Genomic DNA, 25,775 nt, shown 5'->3' on the forward strand with positions numbered 1-25,775 from the left:
CATCCGTCAGGGGACGGCCGAAGCCGCCCGCCCGGAGGGGGACCGGGCGGGCGGCCTGGCTGCCGGACGGCCGCGGGAGGGCCAACTACGAGGCGTCCTGGGCCTGTTCACGCATCCTGTCGCCCAGCTGCGGGGGCATCGGCTCGTGCCGCGCGTACGCCCGGCTGAACCGTCCCGTGCCGTGCGACAGCGACCGCAGGTCCACCGCGTACCGGCCGATCTCGATCTCCGGGATCTCGGCCCGTACGAGCGTGCGAGACCCCGGTGCCTGTTCCGTGCCGACCACGCGGCCGCGCCGCCCCGACAGATCGCTCATCACCGCGCCCACGTAGTCGTCGGCGACGAGCACCTGCACCTCGGCGACCGGCTCCAGGAGATGGATCCTCGCCTCCGAGGCCGCCTCCCGCAGTGCCAGCGCGCCCGCCGTCTGGAACGCCGCGTCGGAGGAGTCCACCGAGTGCGCCTTCCCGTCGAGCAGCGTGATCCGCACATCGATGAGGGGATGGCCCGCGGCCACGCCCTTCGCGGCCTGGGCCCGTACGCCCTTCTCCACGGACGGGATGAACTGCCGCGGCACCGAGCCGCCGACGACCTTGTCCACGAACTCGATGCCGGAGCCGTTCGGCAGCGGCTCCACCTCGATCTCGCAGATAGCGAACTGTCCGTGCCCGCCGGACTGCTTCACGTGGCGCCCGCGGCCCGCCGACCTGTCGGCGAACGTCTCCCTGAGCGAGACCTTGTGCGGGACGACGTCGACCTGGACGCCGTACCGGTTGCGCAGCCGCTCCAGGGCGACGTCGGCATGCGCCTCACCGAGGCACCACAGGACGACCTGGTGGGTGTCCTGGTTCTGTTCGAGCCGCATCGTGGGGTCCTCGGCGACCAGCCGGGACAGGCCCTGCGAGAGCTTGTCCTCGTCCGGCTTGCTGTGGGCCTGGATCGCCAGCGGGAGCAGCGGGTCCGGCATGTCCCACGGCTCCATGAGGAGCGGGTCGTCCTTGGCGGAGAGGGTGTCGCCGGTCTCCGCCCGGCCGAGCTTGGCGACGCACGCCAGGTCGCCGGCGATGCAGTGGGAGAGCACGCGCTGCTGCTTCCCGAACGGCGACGTCAGGGCGCCGATGCGTTCGTCGACGTCGTGGTCCTCGTGGCCTCGGTCGGCGAGGCCGTGTCCCGAGACATGCACCGTGTCGTCGGGGCGCAGGGTTCCGGAGAAGACCCGTACCAGCGAGATCCGGCCCACGTACGGATCGGATGCCGTCTTCACGACCTCGGCGACCAGGGGACCGTCCGGATCGCAGACGTTCACCGTGCGCGCGTCGCCCGACGGGGTGGTGACCACCGGGGCCGCGCGCTCCAGGGGAGTGGGGAAGCCGCCCGTGATGAGTTCGAGCAGCTCGACCGTGCCGATGCCCTGCCGCGCGCCCTGCGCCGCGGGCGCCGCGGCCAGCACGGGGTGGAAGACACCGCGTGCCACGGCCCGTTCCAGGTCCCCGACCAGCGTCTTGTAGTCGATCTCCTCGCCGCTCAGATAGCGGTCCATGAGGGTTTCGTCCTCGCTCTCGGCGATGATCCCCTCGATCAGACGGCTGCGTGCCTCCTCGATGAGCGGCAGCTGATCGGGGTCGGGCTCGGACTCCTTGCGCTCGCCCGACGCGTAGTCGAACACACGCTGCGACAGGAGTCCTACGAGACCGGTCACGGGCGCGTGCCCGTCCGGCCCCGGCTCGCCGTGCAGCGGCAGGTAGAGCGGGATGACGGCGTCCGGGTCGTCGCCGCCGAAGAACGTCTCGCAGGTCCGCGTCATCTGTTCGAAGTCGGAGCGCGCCGCCTCCAGATGCGTGACCACGATGGCGCGTGGCATGCCGACCGCCGCACACTCCTCCCACACCATGCGCGTCGCGCCCGCCATGGTCTCGGGTCCGTCGGACGCCGAGACGACGAAGAGGGCCGCGTCCGCAGCCCGCAGACCGGCCCTGAGCTCCCCCACGAAATCCGCGTATCCGGGGGTGTCCAGAAGATTGATCTTGTACCCGTCCCATTCGAGGGGCACCAGTGAGAGCTGCACCGACCGCTGCTGCCGGTGCTCGATGTCGTCGTAGTCGGAAATGGCGGTGCCGTCCTCCACCCGGCCCGCCCTGTTCACCGCCCCCGCGGTCAGCGCGAGAGCCTCCACCAATGTCGTCTTGCCCGATCCGCTGTGGCCGACCAGCACCACATTCCTCACGGACGAGGGGTGGTCGGCCGCCGTAGCCCTGCCGGCGGCTCCGGGGTGTGTATTCGCCTTGTCGCCCATGCCTTGCCTCCCGGTTACTTGCACGGTGAGGTGGCACCCCTGCTGAAGAGGGGGTCCCATTGGGCGCGGACACGAGGGACCCGCGACGGCGGCTCCGACGACGCCCGCGGTGTCTTCGAGCTTTGCACTCCGGTCATGGTGCGTCCATACGTCGTACGCGGTTCCCGGGGGCGCGCGGGTGCCCGTCGGCCGTCCACGCGCGCGCGTGACTACGATGGGCCAGCCGGTGGCCAGAAGGGCCGCGCGGCCATCCGACCCTCGGGAAGGCCATGCTGAACAAGTACGCGCGTGCATTTTTCACGCGTGTCCTCACACCGTTCGCCGCGTTTCTCATCCGTCGCGGGGTCAGCCCCGACGCGGTCACGCTCCTCGGCACGGCCGGGGTCGTGGCGGGCGCACTGGTCTTCTTCCCCCGCGGGGAGTTCTTCTGGGGCACGATCGTCATCACGCTGTTCGTCTTCTCGGACCTCGTGGACGGCAACATGGCGCGCCAGCTCGGCCGCACCAGCCGCTGGGGCGCGTTCCTCGACTCCACGCTCGACCGCGTCGCCGACGGCGCGATCTTCGGTGGCCTCGCCCTCTGGTACGCGGGATCCGGCGACAACAACATGCTGTGCGCCGTCTCCATCTTCTGCCTCGCCAGCGGCCAGGTCGTGTCGTACACCAAGGCCCGCGGTGAGGCCATCGGCCTGCCCGTCGCGGTGAACGGCCTGGTGGAGCGCGCCGAGCGGCTCGTGATCACCCTCGTCGCCGCGGGCCTCGCGGGGCTGCACAAGTTCGGCGTCCCCGGCATCCAGATCGTGCTGCCGATCGCCCTGTGGGCCGTCGCGGCGGGCAGCCTGGTTACGCTGATCCAGCGGATGGTGACCGTCCGCAGGGAGTCGGCCGAGGCCGACGCGGAGGCCGCGGCCGCGGCCTCCCAGGAGAGCGGGACCGCATCGTGAGCAACGCGCGCGAACGACTTGTCGACGCCCTTTACGGAGCGGGCTGGAGCACGGTCAAGAAGCTCCCGGAGCCCGTCGCGATCCGCCTGGGCCGCACCATCGCCGACGTCGCGTGGAGGCGGCGCGGCAAGAGCGTCCTGCGCCTGGAGTCCAACCTCGCGCGCGTGGTGCCCGACGCCTCACCGGAGCGCCTCAAGCAGCTCTCCCGGGCGGGCATGCGTTCGTACCTGCGGTACTGGATGGAGTCGTTCCGGCTGCCGTCCTGGAGCGCGGACCGGGTACGGAACGGGTTCGACGTCGACGACGCCCACCACCTCACCGACGGCCTCGCCTCCGACAAGGGCGTCATCATCGCCCTGCCCCACCTGGGCAACTGGGACCTCGCGGGCGCCTGGGTCACCGCGAAGCTGGAGACCCCGTTCACGACGGTCGCCGAGCGGCTCAAGCCCGAGACCCTGTACGACCGCTTCGTGGCGTACCGCGAGAGCCTCGGCATGGAGGTCCTGCCGCACGAAGGCGGATCCGCCTTCGGTACGCTCGCCCGCCGGCTGCGCGCCGGCGGCCTGGTCTGCCTCGTCGCCGACCGCGATCTGTCCGAGTCCGGTGTCGAGGTGAAGTTCTTCGGCGACACCGCGCGCATGCCCGCGGGCCCCGCGATACTCGCCCAGCAGACCGGCGCCCTGCTCCTCCCGGTCACCCTCTGGTACGACGAATCGCCCGTCATGCGCGGACGCATCCACGCGCCCATCGAGGTGCCCGAGACAGGTACCCGCGCCGAAAAGACGTCTGTCATGACACAGGCGCTGGCCGATGCCTTCGCCACCGGCATCGCCGACCACCCGGAGGACTGGCACATGCTGCAGCGCCTGTGGCTCGCCGACCTCGAGGAGCGCCGACCGTGAAGATCGGCATCGTCTGCCCGTACTCCTGGGACGTGCCGGGCGGCGTCCAGTTCCACATCCGCGACCTCGCGGAGCACCTCATCGCCCTGGGGCACGAGGTGTCCGTCCTCGCCCCGGCCGACGACGAGACCCCGCTGCCGCCGTACGTCGTCTCGGCGGGCCGCGCGGTCCCCGTGCCGTACAACGGCTCGGTCGCCCGGCTCAACTTCGGCTTCCTGAGCGCCGCGCGGGTGCGGCGCTGGCTGCACGACGGCACGTTCGACGTGATCCACATCCATGAGCCGGCCTCGCCCTCGCTGGGGCTGCTCTCCTGCTGGGCGGCGCAGGGCCCGATCGTCGCCACGTTCCACACGTCGAACCCGCGGTCCCGCGCCATGATCGCCGCGTATCCGATCCTCCAGCCCGCCCTGGAGAAGATCAGCGCGCGCATCGCGGTGAGCGAGTACGCGCGGCGCACGCTCGTGGAGCACCTAGGCGGGGACGCCGTCGTCATCCCGAACGGTGTCGACGTCGACTTCTTCGCCCGCGCCGAGCCCAAGGCCGAGTGGCAGGGAGGCACCATCGGCTTCATCGGGCGCATCGACGAGCCCCGCAAGGGCCTTCCCGTACTGATGAAGGCCCTGCCGAGGATCCTGGCGGAGCGGCCCGGGACCCGGCTGCTCGTGGCCGGACGCGGCGACGAGGAGGAGGCCGTCGCGAGCCTGCCCGCCGAGATGCGCGAACGTGTCGAGTTCCTCGGCATGGTCAGCGACGAGGACAAGGCCAGACTGCTGCGCAGCGTCGACGTGTACGTGGCCCCCAACACGGGCGGCGAGAGCTTCGGCATCATCCTCGTCGAGGCGATGTCCGCGGGCGCTCCGGTCCTGGCCTCGGACCTCGACGCGTTCGCGCAGGTCCTCGACCAGGGCGGCGCGGGCGAGCTGTTCGCCAACGAGGACGCGGACGCCCTCGCGGACTCGGCCGTCCGGCTCCTGGGCGACGCCGACCGGCGCGAGGAGCTGCGGGAGCGCGGCAGCAAACACGTGCGGCGCTTCGACTGGTCGACCGTGGGGGCGGACATCCTGTCCGTGTACGAGACGGTGACCACCGGCGCGGCGGCCGTCGCCACCGACGAACGCAGCGGACGGCGGCCCCGGTTCGGGCTCGCCCGCGACTGACGGGACGTACCGGCGCGCCACGGGCACAAACCGGTACGTCCCTCCCGTCCCGCACGCGGCTGATCGCCGCTGCGGGGCACGGCTGTAGCCTTTGCGCCCGTGACCTCCACTTTGATCTGGATCGCGGTCTTCCTCATCGCGGTCGGCCTCTACCTGAGCTGGACCGCCGGCCGCCTCGACCGGCTGCACGCCCGGATCGACGCGGCCCGCGCCGCACTCGACGCCCAACTGCTGCGCCGCGCCTCGGTGGCGCAGGAGCTGGCCACCTCGGGAGTGCTCGACCCCGCCGCCTCGATCGTCCTGTACGAGGCCGCGCACGCGGCGCGGCAGGCCGAGGAGGACCACCGTGAGGTCGCCGAGAGCGAGCTGAGCCAGGCGCTGCGGGCCGTGTTCGGCGAGGCGGGGCAGATGGAGGCGGTGCGCGCCGCCCCGGGCGGCCCCGACGCGGCCGAGGAGCTCGCTCAGGCCGTCCGCAGGGTGCCCATGGCCCGGCGCTTCCACAACGACGCCGTACGGGCCGCACGCGCCCTGCGCAGGCATCGCAAGGTGCGCTGGTTCCGGCTCGCGGGCCATGCGCCCTTCCCACTGGCCTTCGAGATGGACGACGAGCCGCCCGTCGCGCTCGCCGACAGGCTCACCACATAGGCCGACCGGGCCTCCGCGTAACGACCGGCCACTGCGTATCGACCGGGGCACCGCATGACAGGGGGAGTAGGCGCATTCGCGAAGAATGAGCCACCGGTCGGATATTGGCCCTTGATGTGGACTGGTCGCGGGGCGTTTCCTCTGGGGAGTAGCAACCCCCCTTTCCATCGAGCGAGGTCACCCGTGTCCAGCACCCCCCAGTTCGTCGAAACCACCGGCACCGCGCGCGTGAAGCGCGGCATGGCCGAGCAGCTCAAGGGCGGCGTGATCATGGACGTCGTCAACGCCGAGCAGGCGAAGATCGCCGAGGACGCCGGCGCGGTGGCCGTCATGGCGCTCGAGCGGGTGCCGGCCGACATCCGCAAGGACGGCGGAGTGGCCCGGATGTCCGACCCGAACATGATCGAGGAGATCATCGAGGCCGTCTCCATCCCGGTCATGGCCAAGTCCCGGATCGGCCACTTCGTGGAGGCCCAGGTCCTGCAGTCGCTCGGCGTCGACTACATCGACGAGTCCGAGGTCCTCACCCCGGCCGACGAGGTCAACCACAGCGACAAGTTCGCGTTCACGACCCCCTTCGTGTGCGGCGCCACCAACCTGGGCGAGGCCCTGCGCCGCATCGCCGAGGGCGCGGCCATGATCCGCTCGAAGGGCGAGGCCGGCACGGGCAACGTCGTCGAGGCCGTCCGCCACCTGCGCCAGATCAAGAACGAGATCGCCAAGCTGCGCGGCTTCGACAACAACGAGCTGTACGCCGCCGCCAAGGAGCTGCGTGCCCCCTACGAGCTCGTCAAGGAGGTCTCCGAGCTCGGCAAGCTGCCGGTGGTGCTGTTCTCCGCCGGTGGTGTCGCCACGCCCGCCGACGCCGCCCTGATGCGCCAGCTCGGCGCCGAGGGTGTCTTCGTCGGCTCCGGCATCTTCAAGTCCGGCGACCCGGCCAAGCGCGCCGCCGCCATCGTGAAGGCCACCACCTTCTACGACGACCCCAAGATCATCGCCGACGCCTCGCGCAACCTGGGCGAGGCCATGGTCGGCATCAACTGCGACACCCTCCCCGAGACCGAGCGCTACGCGAACCGGGGCTGGTAATGACCTCTCCCGTAGTGGGCGTCCTCGCGCTCCAGGGCGACGTACGGGAGCACCTCGTCGCCCTGGCCACGGCGGACGCCGTGGCCAGGCCCGTGCGGCGGCCCGAGGAACTGGCCGAGGTGGACGGCATCGTCCTGCCCGGCGGGGAGTCGACCACCATCTCCAAGCTGGCCGTCCTGTTCGGGCTCATGGAGCCCCTTCGCGCGCGCGTGCGTGAAGGCATGCCGGTGTACGGCACCTGCGCGGGGATGATCCTGCTCGCCGACAAGATCCTCGACCCGCGTTCGGGCCAGGAGACGGTCGGCGGGATCGACATGATCGTCCGCCGCAATGCCTTCGGACGTCAGAACGAGTCCTTCGAGGCGGCGGTCGACGTACGCGGTGTGGAGGGCGACCCCGTGGAGGGCGTCTTCATCCGCGCCCCCTGGGTCGAGTCGGTGGGCGCCAGTGCCGAGGTACTCGCGGAGTACGACGGGCACATAGTTGCTGTACGGCAGGAAAACGCCCTCGCCACGTCCTTCCACCCCGAGCTGACCGGCGACCACAGGATGCACGCGCTGTTCGTCGACATGGTGCGGGCGAAGCTGGTGGCCGGGTCCTTGTAGGATCTCGGGGGGTCCCCCGGCCCTTGAGGCCAGGGGGAGTTCGTACTGGGTTGGTTACGCGAAGGAGACAGGCAGATGTCCGGCCACTCTAAATGGGCTACGACGAAGCACAAGAAGGCCGTGATCGACGCCAAGCGCGGCAAGCTCTTCGCGAAGATGATCAAGAACATCGAGGTCGCTGCCCGCACGGGCGGCTCCGACGTGTCCGGCAACCCGACGCTCTTCGACGCCATCCAGAAGGCCAAGAAGAGCTCGGTCCCGAACAAGAACATCGACTCCGCGGTCAAGCGCGGCGCCGGCCTCGAGGCCGGCGGCGCCGACTACGAGACGATCATGTACGAGGGCTACGGTCCCAACGGTGTCGCGGTGCTCATCGAGTGCCTCACCGACAACCGCAACCGTGCCGCGTCCGACGTGCGTGTCGCCATGACCCGCAACGGCGGCAACATGGCCGACCCCGGCTCCGTCTCGTACCTGTTCAACCGCAAGGGTGTCGTGATCGTCCCCAAGGGTGAGCTGTCCGAGGACGACGTCCTCGGTGCCGTGCTCGACGCGGGTGCCGAAGAGGTCAACGACCTCGGTGAGTCCTTCGAGGTGCTCAGCGAGGCCACCGACCTGGTCGCGGTGCGCACCGCGCTCCAGGAGGCCGGGATCGACTACGACTCGGCCGACGCCAACTTCGTCCCGACCATGCAGGTCGAGCTCGACGAGGAGGGCGCCCGCAAGATCTTCAAGCTCATCGACGCGCTCGAGGACAGCGACGACGTGCAGAACGTCTTCGCCAACTTCGACGTGAGCGACGAGGTCATGGAGAAGGTCGACGCCTGACACGCAGGCAGCGCACGGGCCGACGGGACACACACACCCGTCGGCCCGTCGCATTGTCAGCGGTACCCGATAGCCTGCACAAACTGGCTATCGAAGGAGGGGCGGGGTGCGCGTACTCGGCGTGGACCCGGGGCTGACCCGGTGCGGTGTCGGCGTGGTCGAGGGGGTCGCGGGGAGGCCTCTGACGATGCGCGGTGTCGGCGTCGTACGGACCCCGGCCGACGCGGAGTTGGGCCACCGCCTCGTCGCCATCGAGCAGGGCATCGAGCAGTGGCTGGACGAGCACCGGCCCGAATTCGTCGCCGTGGAGCGGGTGTTCAGCCAGCACAACGTGCGGACGGTCATGGGGACGGCCCAGGCGAGCGCGATCGCGATGCTCTGCGCCAGCCGCCGCGGCATCCCCGTGGCCCTCCACACGCCCAGCGAGGTCAAGGCCGCCGTGACGGGCAGCGGACGGGCCGACAAGGCTCAGGTGGGCGCCATGGTGACGCGGCTGCTGAGACTGGACGCGCCCCCCAAGCCCGCCGACGCGGCCGACGCTCTGGCCCTCGCCATCTGCCACATCTGGCGCGCTCCCGCGCAGAACAGACTCCAGCAGGCCGTCGCCCTGCACGCATCGAAATCAGCCACAGCACCGAAAGGCCGTTTCGCATGATCGCCTTCGTCAGCGGCCAGGTGGCCGCACTCGCCCCTGACACCGCGGTGGTCGAGGTCGGCGGCATCGGCATGGCCGTCCAGTGCACTCCGAACACGCTCTCCGGCCTCCGCGTCGGCCAGCAGGCCAAGCTCGCCACCTCCCTCGTCGTACGCGAGGACTCGCTCACGCTCTACGGCTTCGCCGACGACGACGAGCGGCAGACCTTCGAGCTGCTCCAGACCGCCAGCGGCGTCGGCCCGCGCCTCGCGCAGGCGATGCTCGCCGTGCACAGCCCCGACGCGCTGCGCGGCGCTGTCGCCTCCGGTGACGAGAAGTCGCTCACCGCAGTGCCCGGCATCGGCAAGAAGGGCGCCCAGAAGCTGCTCATCGAACTCAAGGACCGGCTCGGTGCCCCCCTCGGCACCGGTACGGGCGTGGGCGCCCCCGTGACGTCAGGCTGGCGCGACCAGCTGCACGCCGCGCTCATCGGGCTCGGCTACGCCACGCGCGAGGCCGACGAGGCCATCGAGGCCGTCGCCCCGCAGGCCGAGGAGGAAGGCGGCACGCCGCAGGTCGGCAAGCTCCTCAAGGCCGCGCTCCAGACGCTGAACCGCACCCGCTGACCGGGCCCCGCCCGCTCCCCGCCCGAACCACCACCACCGCGAGGCACACCTCATGAACTGGGACGACACGACCGACGCGACGCCCGACACCGAGCGGCTCGTGGGCTCTGTCGCCGACGGCGAGGACCAGGCGGTCGAGGCCGCCCTGCGCCCCAAGGACCTGGGCGAGTTCATCGGCCAGGAGAAGGTCCGTGAACAGCTCGACCTGGTCCTCAGAGCGGCACGCGCGCGTGGTGCCACCGCCGACCACGTCCTGCTCTCCGGCGCGCCCGGCCTCGGCAAGACCACGCTCTCCATGATCATCGCGGCCGAGATGGGCGCCCCCATCCGGATCACCAGCGGCCCGGCCATCCAGCACGCCGGCGACCTGGCCGCGATCCTCTCCTCCCTGCAGGAGGGCGAGGTCCTCTTCCTCGACGAGATCCACCGCATGTCCCGCCCCGCCGAAGAGATGCTCTACATGGCGATGGAGGACTACCGGGTCGACGTCATCGTCGGCAAGGGCCCCGGCGCCACGGCCATCCCGCTGGAACTGCCCCCGTTCACCCTCGTCGGCGCCACCACGCGCGCGGGCCTCCTGCCCCCGCCGCTGCGCGACCGCTTCGGCTTCACGGCCCATATGGAGTTCTACGAGCCGGCCGAGCTGGAGCGCGTCATCCACCGCTCCGCGAACCTCCTCGACGTGGAGATCGACCCCCAGGGCGCCGCCGAGATCGCCGGCCGCTCCCGCGGCACCCCCCGTATCGCCAACCGCCTGCTGCGCCGGGTCCGCGACTACGCGCAGGTCAAGGCCGACGGCCACATCACCCGTGACATCGCCGGGGTGGCCCTCGGCGTCTACGAGGTGGACGGCCGTGGCCTCGACCGGCTCGACCGCGCCGTCCTCGAAGCGCTGATCAAGCTCTTCGGCGGCGGCCCCGTCGGCCTCTCCACCCTCGCGGTCGCCGTGGGGGAGGAGCGCGAGACGGTCGAGGAGGTCGCCGAACCCTTCCTCGTACGAGAAGGTCTGCTCGCCCGTACGCCGCGAGGCCGGGTCGCCACGCCCGCGGCCTGGACCCACCTCGGCCTCACGCCGCCCCAGCAGACAAGGGGAACAAGCGGACAACGGGACCTGTTCGGGACGTGATCGCGCAGGGTAGTCGCCAGGTCAGGAACCCCGGTGCCATGCTGAGCGTTGTTCCTTGAGTGCGGACTCGCTTAGACTCCGCCGATGCCGCCCATGTGGACGGCGTGCCCACCCCCATCCAACAGGCCGCCTACGTGCGCGGTCGTGCGAAGGAATTTCCGTCCCGTGAATATCGTGACCCTCCTCCCGTTCATCGTGCTCATCGGGGCCATGTTCCTGATGACCCGCTCCGCCAAGAAGAAGCAGCAGGCGGCAGGCCAGATGCGGGACCAGATGCAGCCCGGTTCCGGCGTCCGCACGATCGGGGGCATGTACGCCACCGTCAAGGAGGTCCACGACGAGATGGTCCTTCTGGAGGTGGCCCCCGGCGTCCACGCCGTCTACGCGAAGAACGCGATCGGCGCCGTCCTGGCCGACGACGAGTACAACCGCATCGTCCACGGCACCGAGAGTGACGACAACGATGACAACGACGCCCTCGGCGCCGATGGTGCGATCGTTCCGGACGACGCTTCCTCTCTCACCGAGACCGACGAGCCCGCCGACGCCTCGGACGACTCGCGCATCGACCTCGACAAGAAGGACGAGGCTGCTGCCACTGACGTAGCCTCCGAGGCCGACGGCGCTGAGCCGAAGAAGACCGACGGCGAGTCCGACGCGAAGTAGTCACGCCCCCAGGACCGCGCGCGCCCGCTCGCGCTCCGCGGTCCCGGACGTGTGACTTCCGCACGGATTCTCGACACCATTTCATGGCCGTCCGGGCACGTACCCCGCTGCGGGACGGATGGAGAGGGAGAACGAGAAGGTGGCAGCACCCAAGAAGGGCCGAAGTCACGGCGCCCAGAGCAGGCCGGGCCGCACACTGGCCTTCTTTCTGATCGCGATGGTGGCGCTGACCGGCGGGATGTTCCTGTCCGGCCACACCACGCCGCGCCTGGGCATCGACCTCGCCGGTGGTACGAGCATCACGCTCAAGGCGAAGAGCGAGCCGGGTCAGAAGAACGCGGTCAACCAGACCAACATGAACACGGCCGTGAGCATCATCGAGCGCCGCGTCAACGGTCTGGGTGTCACGGAGTCCGAGGTCCAGACCCAGGGCTCCGACAACATCATCGTCAACATCCCCAAGGGGACGAACGAGGCGCAGGCGCGCGAGCAGGTCGGCACGACCGCCCAGCTCTACTTCCGCCCTGTGCTCACCGTGGCCGCCGGTGCGCCCACGCCCGAGCCCTCCACCAGCCCTTCCGGCTCGGGCAAGAACAAGGCGACCGACAAGGCGACGGACGGCAGCAAGGACAAGGCGTCCAGCACGCCGACCCCCACGCCGACCGCGTCCGCGACCTCGCAGGGCCGCGCCGTCACCGACGGTCTGAAGGCCGACTCCTCCCCGTCGCCGAGCGCCAGCGCGAGCGGCAAGCCCACCCCCTCGGCCAGCCCCACCCCGGACGCGGCCACCGCCGCACTGCAGAAGAAGTTCACGGACCTCGACTGCACCGACAAGGCAGCCCGCACCCAGGTCACCTCGGGCGTCAGGCCCGAGGACACCGCCGTGGCGTGCGGCAAGAACTCGTCCGGCCAGTGGGAGAAGTACATCCTCGGCCCCGCCGAGGTGAACGGCAAGGACGTCGACAAGGCGCAGGCCACGATCAACCAGCAGACCGGCGCCTGGGTCGTCAACATGGACTTCACGAGCGAGGGCTCGAAGAAGTTCGCGAAGACCACCAGCAAGCTCTCGCAGCAGCAGCCGCCGATGAACCAGTTCGCCATCGTGCTCGACGGTGACGTGGTCTCGGCACCCAGCGTCAGCTCGACCCTGAGCGGCAGCGCGGAGATCTCCGGCAGCTTCGACCAGCAGTCCGCCCAGGACCTCGCCAACGTGCTGTCCTACGGTGCCCTCCCGCTCTCCTTCCAGGAGCAGAGCGTCACGACGGTCACCGCGGCCCTCGGCGGCGAGCAGCTGCACGCCGGCCTGATCGCCGGTGCCATCGGCCTCCTGCTGGTCGTCATCTACCTGGTGGTCTACTACCGCGGCCTGTCGCTCATCGCGCTCGCCTCGCTCCTCGTGTCCGCGGTCCTCACCTACGTGATCATGACGCTCCTCGGCCCGGCCATCGGCTTCGCGCTGAACCTGCCGGCGGTCTGTGGTGCGATCGTGGCGATCGGTATCACCGCGGACTCGTTCATCGTGTTCTTCGAACGCATCAGGGACGAGATCCGTGAGGGCCGGTCGCTGCGTCCCTCCGTCGAGCGCGCCTGGCCGCGGGCCCGGCGCACGATCCTGGTCTCCGACTTCGTGTCGTTCCTCGCCGCCGCGGTGCTGTTCGTCGTCACCGTCGGCAAGGTCCAGGGCTTCGCGTTCACGCTCGGCCTGACCACCGTGCTCGACGTGGTCGTCGTCTTCCTGTTCACCAAGCCGCTGATGACGATCCTGGCCCGCAGGAAATTCTTCGCGAGCGGACACCCGTGGTCCGGGCTCGACCCGAAGCGCCTCGGCGCCAAGCCGCCACTGCGCCGCACGCGCCGTGCCCCCGGCTCTTCCGTAGGCCCTGTCAACACGAAGGAGGCGTGAGATGTCGAAGCTCGGCCATCTCGGCGCCCGGCTCATCCGCGGTGAAGTCGGCTACGACTTCATCGGCAAGCGCAAGATCTGGTACGGCATCTCGATCCTGATCACCATCACGGCCATCGTCGGCCTGGCGGTGCGTGGTCTGAACATGGGCATCGAGTTCGAGGGCGGCGCGGTCTTCACCACCCCGAAGACCAGCGTCTCCGCGGGCACGGCGGAGCGTTCCGCCGAAGAGGCCTCGGGACACGACGCGATCGTCCAGGAGCTCGGCACCGGCGGTCTGCGCATCCAGGTCTCCGGCGTGGACACCGCGAAGTCCGACCAGATCAAGACCGAACTCGCCAAGGACCTGAACGTCCCCGAGGCGAAGATCAACGCAGACCTCGTCGGACCCAGCTGGGGCGAGACGATCGCCAACAAGGCATGGACCGGCCTGATCGTGTTCATGATCCTCGTGGTGATCTATCTGGCCATCGCCTTCGAATGGCGCATGGCCATCGCGGCCCTGGTCGCACTGATCCACGACATCACGATCACGGTCGGGATCTACGCCCTGGTCGGCTTCGAGGTCACCACGGGTACGGTGATCGGTCTGCTGACCATCCTCGGTTATTCGCTCTACGACACGGTGGTCGTCTTCGACTCCTTGAAGGAGGGCACGAAGGACATCACCAAGCAGACCCGCTACACGTACAGCGAGATCGCCAACCGCTCCATCAACGGCACGCTGGTGCGTTCGATCAACACCACGGTCGTCGCGCTGCTGCCGGTCGCGGGCCTGCTGTTCATCGGCGGCGGCTTCCTCGGCGCGGGCATGCTCAACGACATCTCGCTGTCGCTGTTCGTCGGCCTCGCGGCCGGTGCGTACTCGTCGATCTTCATCGCCACTCCGCTCGTCGCCGACCTCAAGGAACGCGACCCGCAGATCAAGGCCCTCAGGAAGCGCGTGCTCGCCAAGCGCGCGTCGGCTGCCGCCAAGGGCGAGTCGGTCGAGGCCCCGGCGCCGCAGGACGACGACTACGACGACGATGAGTCGGACGGCGAGGCCGCGACCGCGGTCGTCGGTCCCCGCCACCAGCCCGCGTCGCGCAACCGCGGCCGTGGCCGTCCCTCGGGGAAGCGCCGATGACCGACATCAAGGAGCTGCTGCTCAGCCGTATCCGCGATGTGCCGGACTACCCGGAGCCGGGCGTGATGTTCAAGGACATCACCCCGCTCCTGGCGGACCCGGCGGCCTTCACGGCGCTCACCGACACCCTCGCGGAGCTCTGCGTGGCGAACGGCGCCACCAAGGTCGTCGGTCTGGAGGCGCGCGGGTTCATCCTGGGCGCCCCCGTGGCCGTACGCGCCGGGCTCGGCTTCATCCCCGTACGCAAGGCCGGCAAGCTCCCCGGGGCGACGCTCAGCCAGTCGTACGACCTGGAGTACGGGTCGGCCGAGATCGAGGTGCACGCCGAGGACCTGGTCGCGGGTGACCGCGTCATGGTGATCGACGACGTCCTTGCCACCGGTGGTACGGCCGAGGCGTCGGTGCGGCTCATACGGCGCGCGGGCGCCGACGTCGCCGGCATTGCCGTCCTGATGGAGCTGGGCTTCCTGAGCGGCCGCGAGCGGCTGCTCCCGGCCCTCGACGGCGCCCCGCTGGACTCACTGCTCATGGTCTGAACACCTGGTCACAGGCGTAAAGGCGGGCCCGGAGGAATCCGGTGCCCGCCTTTTGCGTTTGCCCCCTTGCAAGCCGTCCCACCGGCCGAAGGCGAGCGAGCGGCCCAGTGTCGATACCATGGGCTCTCCGGGACCTGAACGGGGGACCCGTCGCGCACGAGGAGCGCCGTTGCCAGACGAGGCCAAGCCACTCTCCCCCAGCGCCGAGCGCGTGGGGGTACCCACAGCCGCCAAGCCCGACCAGAAGGCCGACCAGGCCGCGGCTGCCGCAGGCGCGCCCGCGAAGCCCGGGAAGACCGGGCAGAGCGCAACCGGCACGACGGGCGGCAAGGCTGCCGAGCAGCAGCCGCGCCCCAAGCCTCCCGCCGACAAGCGCCCGGCCCCCGGCCCCAAGGCCGCCGCCCCGGCCCCTGCCGCACCGCCCATGCCGCCCGTGGTGCGCCCCGCGGCGGGCCAGCCCGCCCGCTCCGGCTCCTCGAACCGCGTCCGCGCCCGCCTCGCCCGTCTCGGCGTGCAGCGCTCGAACCCGTACAACCCCGTTCTCGAGCCGCTCCTGCGGATAGTGCGCAGCAACGACCCGAAGATCGAGACGTCCACGCTGCGCCAGGTCGAGCGCGCCTACCAGGTCGCGGAGCGCTGGCACCGCGGGCAGAAGCGCAAGAGCGGCGACCCGTACATCACGCACCCGCTCGCGGTGACGACGATCCTTGCCGAGCTCGGCATGGATCCCGCGACGCTCATGGCCGGCCTGCTCCACGACACTGTCGAGGACACCGAGTACGGCCTGGACACCCTGCGCCGCGACTTCGGCGACCAGGTCGCCCTGCTCGTCGACGGCGTCACCAAGCTGGACAAGGTCAAGTTCGGCGAGGCCGCGCAGGCCGAGACCGTGCGCAAGATGGTCGTCGCGATGGCCAAGGACCCGCGCGTCCTGGTCATCAAGCTCGCCGACCGCCTGCACAACATGCGCACGATGCGGTACCTCAAGCGCGAGAAGCAGGAGAAGAAGGCCCGCGAGACGCTGGAGATCTACGCTCCGCTGGCGCACCGCCTGGGCATGAACACCATCAAGTGGGAGCTGGAGGACCTCGCCTTCGCGATCCTCTACCCCAAGATGTACGACGAGATCGTGCGTCTGGTGGCCGAGCGCGCGCCCAAGCGCGACGAGTACCTCGCCATAGTGACCGACGAGGTGCAGAGCGACCTGCGCGCCGCCCGCATCAAGGCGACCGTCACCGGCCGCCCGAAGCACTACTACAGCGTCTACCAGAAGATGATCGTCCGCGGCCGTGACTTCGCGGAGATCTACGACCTGGTGGGCATTCGTGTCCTTGTCGACACGGTGAGGGACTGTTACGCCGCCCTCGGCACGGTGCACGCGCGATGGAACCCGGTCCCCGGCCGGTTCAAGGACTACATCGCGATGCCCAAGTTCAACATGTACCAGTCGCTGCACACGACCGTGATCGGCCCCAACGGCAAGCCCGTTGAGCTGCAGATCCGTACGTTCGACATGCACCGCCGCGCCGAGTACGGCATCGCGGCGCACTGGAAGTACAAGCAGGAGGCCGTCGCCGGTGCCTCCAAGGTGCGCTCCGACGCCCCGAAGAGCACGGGCAAGGACGACCACCTCAACGACATGGCGTGGCTGCGCCAGCTGCTCGACTGGCAGAAGGAGACGGAGGACCCGGGCGAGTTCCTGGAGTCCCTGCGCTTCGACCTCTCGCGCAACGAGGTCTTCGTCTTCACGCCGAAGGGCGACGTCATAGCGCTCCCGGCCGGCGCGACCCCGGTGGACTTCTCGTACGCGGTCCACACCGAGGTCGGTCACCGGACCATAGGAGCCCGGGTCAACGGGCGGCTCGTACCGCTCGAATCGACTCTGGACAACGGCGACTTGGTGGAGGTCTTCACCTCCAAGGCCGAGGGCGCGGGCCCGTCCCGCGACTGGCTCGGCTTCGTCAAGTCGCCCCGGGCGCGCAACAAGATCCGTGCCTGGTTCTCCAAGGAGCGCCGCGACGAGGCGATCGAGCAGGGCAAGGACGCCATCGTCCGCGCCATGCGCAAGCAGAACCTGCCGATCCAGCGGATCCTCACCGGCGACTCGCTGGTCACCCTCGCGCACGAGATGCGCTACCCCGACATCTCGTCCCTGTACGCGGCGATCGGCGAAGGCCATGTCACCGCGCAGAGCGTCGTCCAGAAGCTCGTCCAGGCCCTCGGCGGCGAGGAGGCCGCCAACGAGGACATCGCCGAAAGCGCACCCCCGTCGCGCGGCCGCTCCAAGCGCCGTGCGAACGCCGACCCCGGCGTGGTCGTCAAGGGCGTCGAGGACGTCTGGGTCAAGCTGGCACGCTGTTGTACGCCCGTCCCCGGCGACCCCATCATCGGGTTCGTCACGCGCGGCAGCGGCGTATCGGTGCACCGCAGCGACTGTGTGAACGTCGAGTCGCTGTCCCGTGAGCCCGAGCGGATCCTCGAGGTCGAGTGGGCGCCCACGCAGTCCTCGGTCTTCCTCGTCGCCATACAGGTCGAGGCACTCGACCGCTCGCGGCTGCTCTCGGACGTCACCAGGGTCCTGTCCGACCAGCACGTCAACATCCTGTCCGCGGCCGTGCAGACGTCCCGCGACCGGGTGGCCACCTCCCGCTTCACCTTCGAGATGGGCGACCCCAAGCACCTGGGTCACGTCCTGAAGGCGGTCAGGGGAGTGGAGGGCGTCTACGACGTCTACCGCGTGACGTCGGCGCGCAGACCGTAGCCGACAGACAGAGGAAGGGCCCCCGGCGCTCGGCGCCGGGGGCCCTTCCTCTCATGCGATGACTGCTCAGCCGCCGAACTCGTGCAGGCCCTTGAGCGCCTGGTCGAGCAGCGCCTGACGGCCGTCGAGCTCGCGCTGCAGCTTGTCGGCCTTCGCGTTGTTGCCCTGCGCGCGGGCCGTGTCGATCTGGCCCCGCAGCTTGTCGACCGCGGCCTGCAGCTGACCGGTGAGCCCCTCGGCACGCGCACGTGCCTCCGGGTTCGTCCGGCGCCACTCGGTCTCCTCGGACTCCTGAAGGGCCCGCTCCACGGCGTGCATCCGGCCCTCGACCTTCGGACGCGCGTCGCGCGGCACGTGGCCGATGGCCTCCCAGCGCTCGTTGATCGAGCGGAAGGCGGCGCGGGCCGTCTTCAGGTCCCCGATCGGCAGGAGCTTCTCGGCCTCGTCGGCGAGCTCCTCCTTGAGCTTGAGGTTCTCGCCCTGCTCGGCGTCCCGCTCGGCGAAGACCGAGCTGCGCGCCGCGAAGAACACGTCCTGGGCGCCGCGGAAGCGGTTCCACAGGTCGTCCTCGTGCTCGCGCTGGGCGCGGCCCGCGGCCTTCCAGTCCGTCATCAGCTCGCGGTACCGGGCGGCCGTGGTTCCCCAGTCGGTCGAGCCGGACAGCGACTCGGCCTCGGCGACCAGCTTCTCCTTGGCCTGGCGGGCGTCCTCGCGCTGCGCGTCCAGCGAGGCGAAGTGCGCCTTGCGTCGCTTCGAGAACGCCGAGCGCGCATGCGAGAAGCGGTGCCACAGCTCGTCGTCCGACTTGCGGTCCAGACGCGGCAGACCCTTCCAGGTGTCCACCAGCGCCCGCAGCCGCTCGCCGGCCGCGCGCCACTGCTCGCTCTGGGCCAACTCCTCGGCCTCGGTGACCAGGGCCTCCTTGGCGTGCCGCGCCTCGTCGGACTGCTTCGCCTTCTGGACCTTGCGCTCCTCGCGGCGCGCGTCGACGGTCTCGACGAGCTTGTCCAGGCGCTTGCCCAGAGCCTCCAGATCGCCGACGGCGTGCGCATCCGTCACCTGCTCGCGCAGGTGCTCGATGGCGGTCGTGGCGTCCTTCGCCGACAGGTCGGTCGTCTGCACCCGGCGCTCGAGGAGCCCGATCTCGACGACCAGGCCGTCGTACTTGCGCTTGAAGTAGGCGAGGGCCTCATCAGGAGAGCCTGCCTGCCACGAACCGACTTCACGCTCGCTGCCGTCGGCCGAACGCACGTACACGGTCCCCGTCTCATCGACGCGGCCCCACGGGTCGCTGCTCACAGCGCCTCCTCCACATGATGCCTGCGGGGCGCCTTGGGGCCCCGGGCATCGTCCACAGTTTCGTCACGGCCAACATAGGCGACCGGCGGGGCGGCTGTCCGCATCCCGCGCGACCGAAATTTCACCGCCGGCGGTCAGGATTTCTTCACGGTCGCCTTGTCGATCACGACGGTGGCGTTCGGGGCGCCGTCACCCTGCCCGGTGCTCTCACCTGCGGCGGCGATCTTCTTGAGCACCTTCATGCCGGAATCGGAAATGGTCCCGAACGGTGTGTAGCTCGGCGGCAACTGACTGTCCTGGTACACGAGGAAGAACTGGCTGCCACCGGTGTGCTTCTGACCCGTGTTCGCCATCGCGATCGTGCCCGCCGGATACACGTTCCCCTTCAGGCTTTTGTCCTTCAGGTTCTCGTCCGGGATCGTGTAGCCCGGACCGCCCGCGCCGGTGCCCTTCGGGTCGCCGCACTGCAGGACGTAGATGTTGCTGGTGGTGAGCCGGTGGCACTTCGTGTGGTCGAAGAAGCCCTTGCCGGCGAGGAAGTCGAAGGAGTTGACCGTGTGCGGCGCTTCCTTCGCCTTGAGGTCGATGCCGATGTCGCCGCACGTCGTCGCGAGGTTCATCGTGTAGTCGGCCGACTTGTCGATGGTGAGAGCCGGCTCCTTCTTCCAGCTGAGCGGCTCCACCTTGCCCGCGGCGGGCTTCTCGCACGGGTCGGCGGCCTTGGAGGGGCTCGCGCTCGGCTCGGAGGCCGCGGAGTCCTTCTTGTCCTTGCCGTCGAAGGCCCCGGCGGCGAACGCGCCGGCGCCCGCCACCACGACCACGGCCAACGCCGACGCGATCACAGTGTTGCGTGTGCGCGCCCTGCGCCGCGCCGACTCCCGCCGCTGCTGCTGCCGCAAGAACTTCTCCCGGGCGAGCTGCCGCCGCCGCTGATCGTTGCTGACCACCGGGTCTACTCCTCGTACGTCGCGAGACCTGATTCCGAACCGATCCGAAGTGATCCGAACGGGACGAACCAGGTCTGAACTGGACCTGTTACGACCGCCTGCTGTGTGCCCCGTACCGTATATGGGTTAGCTGTGGAATCGGCAGCGCCGGTAGGCTCTGATCTGCCGCATTCTTCTGCGGACACACTTCCGCCGGACGACATACGAAGGACGATCGTGCTGATTGCCGGGTTCCCCGCCGGGGCCTGGGGCACCAACTGTTACCTGGTTGCCCCCGCCGCGGGTGAGGAGTGCGTGATCATCGACCCCGGCCACCAGGCCTCCCAGGGGGTCGAGGACGCGCTCAAGAAGCATCGGCTCAAGCCGGTCGCCGTCATCCTCACGCATGGCCACATCGACCACGTCGCCTCCGTCGTCCCCGTGTGCGGGGCCCATGACGTTCCGGCGTGGATCCACCCCTCCGACCGCTACATGATGAGCGATCCGGAGAAGGCGCTCGGCCGTTCCATCGGCATGCCGCTGATGGGTGAGCTGACCGTGGGGGAGCCCGACGACGTGCGGGAGCTGAGCGACGGCGCCGAACTGAAGCTGGCGGGTCTCGACCTGACCGTGGCGCACGCGCCGGGTCATACCAAGGGGTCGGTGACCTTCACGATGCCCGAGAGCGCGGACGTCCCGTCCGTGTTCTTCTCCGGGGATCTGCTCTTCGCCGGCTCCATCGGACGCACCGATCTGCCCGGTGGCTCCATGGACGACATGCTCGAATCGCTGGCACGCGTGTGCCTGCCGCTCGACGACCGGACCGTGGTGCTCTCCGGGCACGGCTCCCAGACGACCATCGGCCAGGAGCGCGCCACCAACCCGTATCTGCGGCAGGTGGCCGCCGGCCAGGGAACCTCCTTCGAGGCTCCCCGACGAGGAATGTGACGAGAGACTTCCGTGAGCACCTTTCAGGCCCCCAAGGGCACGTACGACCTGCTTCCCCCCGACTCCGCGACGTACCTCGCGGTGCGCGACGCCATCGCCACCCCGCTGAGGAACTCCGGCTACGGCTACGTCGAGACGCCCGGCTTTGAAAACGTCGAGCTGTTCGCGCGCGGTGTCGGTGAGTCCACCGACATCGTCACCAAGGAGATGTACGCCTTCGAGACCAAGGGCGGCGACAAGCTCGCCCTGCGGCCCGAAGGCACCGCGTCCGTGCTGCGGGCCGCCCTGGAGGCCAACCTCCACAAGGCCGGCAACCTCCCGGTGAAGCTCTGGTACTCGGGCTCGTACTACCGCTACGAGCGCCCCCAGAAGGGCCGCTACAGGCACTTCTCGCAGGTCGGCGCCGAGGCGATCGGCGCGGAGGACCCGGCACTCGACGCCGAGCTGATCATCCTGGCCGACCAGGCGTACCGCTCGCTCGGGCTGCGCGACTTCCGCATCCTGCTGAACTCGCTCGGCGACAAGGAGTGCCGGCCGGTCTACCGCGCCGCGCTCCAGGACTTCCTGCGCGGTCTCGACCTCGACGAGGACACCCTGCGCCGCTCCGAGATCAACCCGCTGCGCGTCCTCGACGACAAGCGCCCCGAGGTCCAGAAGCAGCTCGTCGGCGCGCCCTCGCTGCGGGACTACCTGTGCGACGGCTGCAAGGCATACCACGAGCAGGTCCGTGAACTCCTGACCGCCGAGGGCGTCGCCTACGAGGACGACGAGAAGCTGGTCCGCGGGCTCGACTACTACACGCGCACCACCTTCGAGTTCGTCCACGACGGTCTCGGCTCGCAGTCCGCGGTGGGCGGCGGCGGCCGCTACGACGGCCTTTCCGAGATGATCGGCGGCCCGTCGCTGCCGTCCGTCGGCTGGGCGCTCGGCGTCGACCGTACGGTCCTGGCGCTGCAGGCGGAGGGCGTGGAGCTCGAACTCCCCGCCACCACGAGCGTGTTCGCGGTCCCGCTCGGCGACGAGGCGCGCCGCGTCCTCTTCTCGAAGGTCACGGAGCTGCGCCGGGCCGGCGTCTCCGCCGACTTCTCGTACGGCGGGAAGGGCGTCAAGGGCGCGATGAAGAACGCGAACCGCAGCGGCGCCCGCTTCACCGTCGTCGCCGGCGAACGCGACCTCGCCGACGGCGTCGTCCAGCTCAAGGACATGGAGTCGGGCGAACAGGAGGCGGTGGCGGTCGACGAGATCGTGACCGTCCTGAAGGGCAAGCTGGCGTAGCCGGGCCTCGGGGACGGACGAAGGAGCGGGTCACGCGAGTGACCCGCTCCTTCTCTGTTCGTGCCGTGTGTGTCGTCCTGTCAGGCAGAGCCCCGTCGCAGCGAACGCTTGGGGGCCGTCGGCCGTACATGCTTATGTCCATCGAACGGTGGACACTCAGGAGCGTGCGGCAGAATGAGGGGCCAGCAGGCCACCACCTCAAGCGACGGAACGGCGTGATGAGCAAGACGACCACGGCAAGCGACAGCGCCTCTTCCACCGGCGACGGAGCGGGCGCCCCCCGCAGCGTCGGGGGATCCCTGGGTTTCGCGCTGCTTCTGGTGATCACCGGTGCGGCGGGGCTGCTCGCGGCGTGGGTCATCACGATCGACAAGTTCAAGCTGCTCGAGGACCCGAACTTCACGCCGGGCTGCAGTCTGAACCCGGTCGTGTCGTGCGGGAACATCATGAAGAGCGAGCAGGCGTCGGCGTTCGGGTTCCCGAATCCGATGCTGGGGCTCGCGGCCTACGCGGTCGTGATCTGTGTGGGGATGAGCCTGCTGGGGCGGGCGCGGTTCCCGCGCTGGTACTGGCTGACGTTCAACGCGGGCACGCTGTTCGGGGTCGGGTTCTGCACGTGGCTGCAGTTCCAGTCGCTGTACCGGATCAACTCGCTGTGCCTGTGGTGCTCGTTGGCGTGGGTCGCCACGATCGTCATGTTCTGGTACGTGACGTCGTTCAACGTGCGCCACGGGTTCCTGCCCGCGCCGTCGTGGCTGCGGTCGTTCTTCGGCGAGTTCACGTGGGTCCTTCCCGTGCTGCACGTCGGGATCATCGGGATACTGATCCTGACCCGCTGGTGGGACTTCTGGACCAGCTGAGCCGCCGGCCGGGGTTCCCGCTTCTTGGGGCCGGACGGGATTGTCAGTGGGGTGACATAGGGTTTTCGACGTGGAGCCCGACCTGTTCACCGCCGCAGCCGAAGACCGCCAGGAAAAGGACCCGTCCAGCAGTCCTCTGGCCGTCCGGATGCGCCCGCGCACCCTCGATGAAGTCGTCGGCCAGCAACATCTGCTGAAGCCGGGCTCACCCCTGCGCCGCCTCGTGGGGGAGGGCGATCGAGCCCACGGCGGGTACAGCCCCGCCGGGCCTTCGTCGGTGATCCTCTGGGGCCCGCCCGGCATCGGCAAGACGACGCTCGCGTACGTCGTCTCCAAGGCGACGAACAAGCGCTTCGTGGAGCTCTCCGCGATCACCGCGGGCGTCAAGGAAGTGCGGGCCGTCATCGACGGCGCCCGCCGGGCGCTCGGCGGCCACGGCAAGGAGACCGTCCTCTTCCTCGACGAGATCCACCGCTTCAGCAAGGCCCAGCAGGACTCCCTCCTGCCGGCCGTCGAGAACCGCTGGGTCACGCTCATCGCGGCCACGACCGAGAACCCGTACTTCTCGATCATCTCGCCGCTCCTGTCCCGCTCCCTGCTCCTGACCCTCGAATCCCTCACGGACGACGACCTGCGCGCACTGCTGAGGCGGGCGCTCACCGAGGAGCGCGGTCTCGGCGGCGCGGTCACGCTCCCCGATGAGGCCGAGGGCCACCTGCTGCGCATCGCGGGCGGCGACGCGCGCCGGGCTCTCACCGCCCTCGAGGCGGGCGCGGGTTCGGCCCTCGCCAAGCAGGAGAAGGAGATCACCCTCCAGACCCTGGAGGAGTCCGTCGACCGCGCCGCGGTCAAGTACGACCGGGACGGCGACCAGCACTACGACGTCGCGAGCGCCCTGATCAAGTCCATCCGCGGCTCTGACGTGGACGCTGCCCTGCACTATCTGGCCCGCATGATCGAGGCGGGCGAGGACCCCCGTTTCATCGCCCGCCGCCTGATGATCTCCGCGAGCGAGGACATCGGCCTCGCGGACCCGACGGCGCTGCCCACGGCCGTCGCGGCAGCCCAGGCCGTCGCGATGATCGGCTTCCCCGAGGCGGCGCTGACTCTGAGCCACGCGACGATAGCCCTGGCCCTGGCCCCGAAGTCGAACTCGGCGACGACGGCGATCGGCGCCGCCATGGAAGACGTCCGCAAGGGCCTCGCCGGCCCCGTCCCGCCCCATCTGCGCGACGGCCACTACAAGGGCGCGGCCAAGCTCGGCCACGCCCAGGGGTACGTCTATCCGCACGACGTCCCCGGAGGCATCGCCGCCCAGCAGTACGCGCCGGACGCGGTCAAGGGAAAGCGCTACTACCAGCCCACCCGGTACGGGGCGGAGGCCCGGTACGCGGACGTGGCCGAGCGCGTCCGCGAGCGCCTCACCGGCGAGCAGCCGGGCGCGGCGGACAGCTGACGCCGTCTGTGTCCGGGCCTGCGCCCCGCGCCGTGGCACAGCAGCCTGGAGCGCCACCGCAGCGCTCCTCCTGTCCGCCGTGTGCCGGCCACCGACAAGCAGACCGACCCGACTACGACAAGAGCAGCAAGACCCCCGACAAGTGGAAAGCAGGCCCTCCGGGATCCGCCGGCCACGTGCCCCGCGTGACCACGGTCCGCGGCACTGCTCGCCACCCTGTAAACTCTCGGAAGCGCTGCGTCTCGCGTCCGGCTCCGGCCGGCACCACCAGAGCGGGACATGCAGCCGGAACCCCGACGCCGCAAGGCATGGGGATCCAGGAGCGTCGCGCACCGTCGATAGGTGTCGCGGGCAGCCCACCACCATCCCGGGCTTCCGGGAAGCGGTCGGTGGGCCACTCGCGTGCTGCACGTATGTGCCCAGACCAGGGAGCGGCTGCCTGCCCCGTCCGCAAGGACAAGGCGGGTTTCCCCGGCTGCGGATGCGACCTCCCTTAACCCTGGTGAAGCCGTATCCACACAGAACAATGAGGTGTTTGGTTCATGACGAACCAGTCCCGCCCCAAGGTCAAGAAGTCGCGTGCCCTCGGTATCGCGCTGACCCCGAAGGCCGTCAAGTACTTCGAGGCCCGCCCCTACCCGCCGGGCGAGCACGGCCGCGGCCGCAAGCAGAACTCGGACTACAAGGTCCGTCTGCTGGAGAAGCAGCGTCTGCGCGCGCAGTACGACGTGTCCGAGCGCCAGCTCGTCCGCGCCTACGAGCGTGCCGCCAAGACGCAGCTCAAGACCGGTGAGGCCCTGGTCATCGAGCTGGAGCGTCGTCTCGACGCCCTGGTTCTGCGTTCGGGCATCGCCCGCACGATCTACCAGGCCCGCCAGATGGTCGTTCACGGCCACATCGAGGTCAACGGTGGCAAGGTCGACAAGCCGTCGTACCGTGTCCGTCCCGACGACGTCGTGATGGTCCGCGAGCGCAGCCGCGAGAAGCCGCTGTTCCAGGTCGCGCGTGAGGGTGGCTTCGCCCCCGACGGCGAGATCCCGCGTTACCTCCAGGTCAACCTGAAGGCCCTGGCCTTCCGTCTGGACCGTGACCCGAACCGCAAGGAAATCCCCGTGATCTGCGACGAGCAGCTCGTCGTCGAGTACTACGCCCGCTGATCATCCGGCGGAC

23 protein-coding genes are annotated in these 25,775 nt (G+C 69.8%); 20 read left to right on the forward strand and 3 right to left on the reverse strand.

All coding sequences use genetic code 11. The features are described from left to right. Positions 1-85 precede the first annotated feature (85 nt). Positions 86-2,293: an elongation factor G-like protein EF-G2 gene (locus ACZ67T_RS15185; RefSeq protein ID WP_469984240.1), complete on the reverse strand. Its 2,208-nt coding sequence runs from the start codon at positions 2,291-2,293 to the stop codon at positions 86-88. Between the two features lie 269 nt (positions 2,294-2,562). Here ACZ67T_RS15185 and pgsA point away from each other — a divergent pair, with 269 nt between their 5' ends. The 15 genes from pgsA to ACZ67T_RS15260 all read left to right on the forward strand — a co-directional run bounded on the left by pgsA (position 2,563) and on the right by ACZ67T_RS15260 (position 17,841). After that, positions 2,563-3,237, forward strand: coding sequence for a phosphatidylinositol phosphate synthase (pgsA, locus tag ACZ67T_RS15190; protein WP_469984241.1), 675 nt, complete (start codon positions 2,563-2,565; stop codon positions 3,235-3,237). After that, entirely contained in the window at positions 3,234-4,139 is a 906-nt protein-coding gene (locus tag ACZ67T_RS15195) for a phosphatidylinositol mannoside acyltransferase (RefSeq protein WP_469984243.1), read from the forward strand. Before pgsA ends, ACZ67T_RS15195 begins: the two co-directional genes overlap by 4 nt. Beyond that, positions 4,136-5,296, forward strand: coding sequence for a glycosyltransferase family 4 protein (locus ACZ67T_RS15200; protein WP_469984245.1), 1,161 nt, complete (start codon positions 4,136-4,138; stop codon positions 5,294-5,296). The genes ACZ67T_RS15195 and ACZ67T_RS15200 overlap by 4 nt, the downstream gene beginning before the upstream one ends. 99 nt (positions 5,297-5,395) lie before the next feature. Continuing rightward, the gene (locus ACZ67T_RS15205; RefSeq protein WP_469984246.1) at positions 5,396-5,941 is read left to right on the forward strand and encodes a LemA family protein; all 546 of its coding nucleotides are present in this window, start codon (positions 5,396-5,398) and stop codon (positions 5,939-5,941) included. A 240-nt stretch (positions 5,942-6,181) separates the two neighbouring features. Beyond that, the gene (gene pdxS, locus ACZ67T_RS15210; RefSeq protein ID WP_234374648.1) at positions 6,182-7,030 is read left to right on the forward strand and encodes a pyridoxal 5'-phosphate synthase lyase subunit PdxS; all 849 of its coding nucleotides are present in this window, start codon (positions 6,182-6,184) and stop codon (positions 7,028-7,030) included. Then, positions 7,030-7,635 carry a pyridoxal 5'-phosphate synthase glutaminase subunit PdxT gene (gene pdxT / locus ACZ67T_RS15215; protein ID WP_116503361.1) on the forward strand — a complete coding sequence of 202 codons (606 nt, stop codon included), beginning with the start codon at positions 7,030-7,032 and terminating at the stop codon, positions 7,633-7,635. Before pdxS ends, pdxT begins: the two co-directional genes overlap by 1 nt. 75 nt (positions 7,636-7,710) lie before the next feature. Further along, positions 7,711-8,463, forward strand: coding sequence for a YebC/PmpR family DNA-binding transcriptional regulator (locus ACZ67T_RS15220; protein WP_266566512.1), 753 nt, complete (start codon positions 7,711-7,713; stop codon positions 8,461-8,463). 106 nt (positions 8,464-8,569) lie between these two features. Next, positions 8,570-9,118, forward strand: a complete 549-nt coding sequence (gene ruvC / locus ACZ67T_RS15225; protein ID WP_469984248.1) for a crossover junction endodeoxyribonuclease RuvC — start codon at positions 8,570-8,572, stop codon at positions 9,116-9,118. Then, positions 9,115-9,723: a Holliday junction branch migration protein RuvA gene (ruvA, locus tag ACZ67T_RS15230; RefSeq protein WP_469984249.1), complete on the forward strand. Its 609-nt coding sequence runs from the start codon at positions 9,115-9,117 to the stop codon at positions 9,721-9,723. The genes ruvC and ruvA overlap by 4 nt, the downstream gene beginning before the upstream one ends. A gap of 52 nt (positions 9,724-9,775) precedes the next feature. Next, positions 9,776-10,849, forward strand: a complete 1,074-nt coding sequence (ruvB, locus tag ACZ67T_RS15235) for a Holliday junction branch migration DNA helicase RuvB (RefSeq protein ID WP_469984250.1) — start codon at positions 9,776-9,778, stop codon at positions 10,847-10,849. Positions 10,850-11,014: 165 nt separating this feature from the next. After that, a complete protein-coding gene (yajC, locus tag ACZ67T_RS15240; RefSeq protein ID WP_469984251.1) occupies positions 11,015-11,515 on the forward strand; it encodes a preprotein translocase subunit YajC in 501 nt (166 codons plus the stop codon). A gap of 139 nt (positions 11,516-11,654) precedes the next feature. Then, positions 11,655-13,418: a protein translocase subunit SecD gene (gene secD / locus ACZ67T_RS15245; protein ID WP_469984252.1), complete on the forward strand. Its 1,764-nt coding sequence runs from the start codon at positions 11,655-11,657 to the stop codon at positions 13,416-13,418. A gap of 1 nt (position 13,419) precedes the next feature. Further along, a complete protein-coding gene (secF, locus tag ACZ67T_RS15250; protein ID WP_469984254.1) occupies positions 13,420-14,544 on the forward strand; it encodes a protein translocase subunit SecF in 1,125 nt (374 codons plus the stop codon). Continuing rightward, positions 14,541-15,080, forward strand: coding sequence for an adenine phosphoribosyltransferase (locus ACZ67T_RS15255; protein WP_469984255.1), 540 nt, complete (start codon positions 14,541-14,543; stop codon positions 15,078-15,080). Before secF ends, ACZ67T_RS15255 begins: the two co-directional genes overlap by 4 nt. 169 nt (positions 15,081-15,249) lie before the next feature. Continuing rightward, positions 15,250-17,841, forward strand: a complete 2,592-nt coding sequence (locus tag ACZ67T_RS15260) for a RelA/SpoT family protein (protein ID WP_469984257.1) — start codon at positions 15,250-15,252, stop codon at positions 17,839-17,841. A 66-nt stretch (positions 17,842-17,907) separates the two neighbouring features. On the opposite strand, the gene ACZ67T_RS15265 is transcribed toward ACZ67T_RS15260, so the two are convergent. Both ACZ67T_RS15265 and ACZ67T_RS15270 read right to left on the reverse strand, forming a co-directional pair. After that, entirely contained in the window at positions 17,908-19,140 is a 1,233-nt protein-coding gene (locus ACZ67T_RS15265; protein ID WP_469984259.1) for a DUF349 domain-containing protein, read from the reverse strand. A 134-nt stretch (positions 19,141-19,274) separates the two neighbouring features. Beyond that, positions 19,275-20,087 carry a peptidylprolyl isomerase gene (locus ACZ67T_RS15270; RefSeq protein WP_469984260.1) on the reverse strand — a complete coding sequence of 271 codons (813 nt, stop codon included), beginning with the start codon at positions 20,085-20,087 and terminating at the stop codon, positions 19,275-19,277. Between the two features lie 216 nt (positions 20,088-20,303). On the opposite strand from ACZ67T_RS15270, the gene ACZ67T_RS15275 reads away from it, so the two are divergent. From ACZ67T_RS15275 to rpsD, 5 genes are all read left to right on the forward strand, one after another. After that, positions 20,304-21,014, forward strand: coding sequence for an MBL fold metallo-hydrolase (locus ACZ67T_RS15275; RefSeq protein ID WP_469984262.1), 711 nt, complete (start codon positions 20,304-20,306; stop codon positions 21,012-21,014). Positions 21,015-21,026: 12 nt separating this feature from the next. After that, a complete protein-coding gene (hisS, locus tag ACZ67T_RS15280; protein WP_469984264.1) occupies positions 21,027-22,289 on the forward strand; it encodes a histidine--tRNA ligase in 1,263 nt (420 codons plus the stop codon). 218 nt (positions 22,290-22,507) lie between these two features. Then, positions 22,508-23,149 (forward strand): vitamin K epoxide reductase family protein, encoded by a 642-nt coding sequence (locus tag ACZ67T_RS15285; RefSeq protein ID WP_469984265.1) that lies wholly within the window; start codon positions 22,508-22,510, stop codon positions 23,147-23,149. A gap of 70 nt (positions 23,150-23,219) precedes the next feature. Further along, positions 23,220-24,605, forward strand: coding sequence for a replication-associated recombination protein A (locus ACZ67T_RS15290; RefSeq protein ID WP_469984267.1), 1,386 nt, complete (start codon positions 23,220-23,222; stop codon positions 24,603-24,605). Positions 24,606-25,147: 542 nt separating this feature from the next. Further along, positions 25,148-25,762 (forward strand): 30S ribosomal protein S4, encoded by a 615-nt coding sequence (gene rpsD / locus ACZ67T_RS15295; RefSeq protein ID WP_100597404.1) that lies wholly within the window; start codon positions 25,148-25,150, stop codon positions 25,760-25,762. Positions 25,763-25,775 lie beyond the last annotated feature (13 nt).

It is taken from the genome of Streptomyces sp. NPDC107517 (assembly GCF_055582645.1).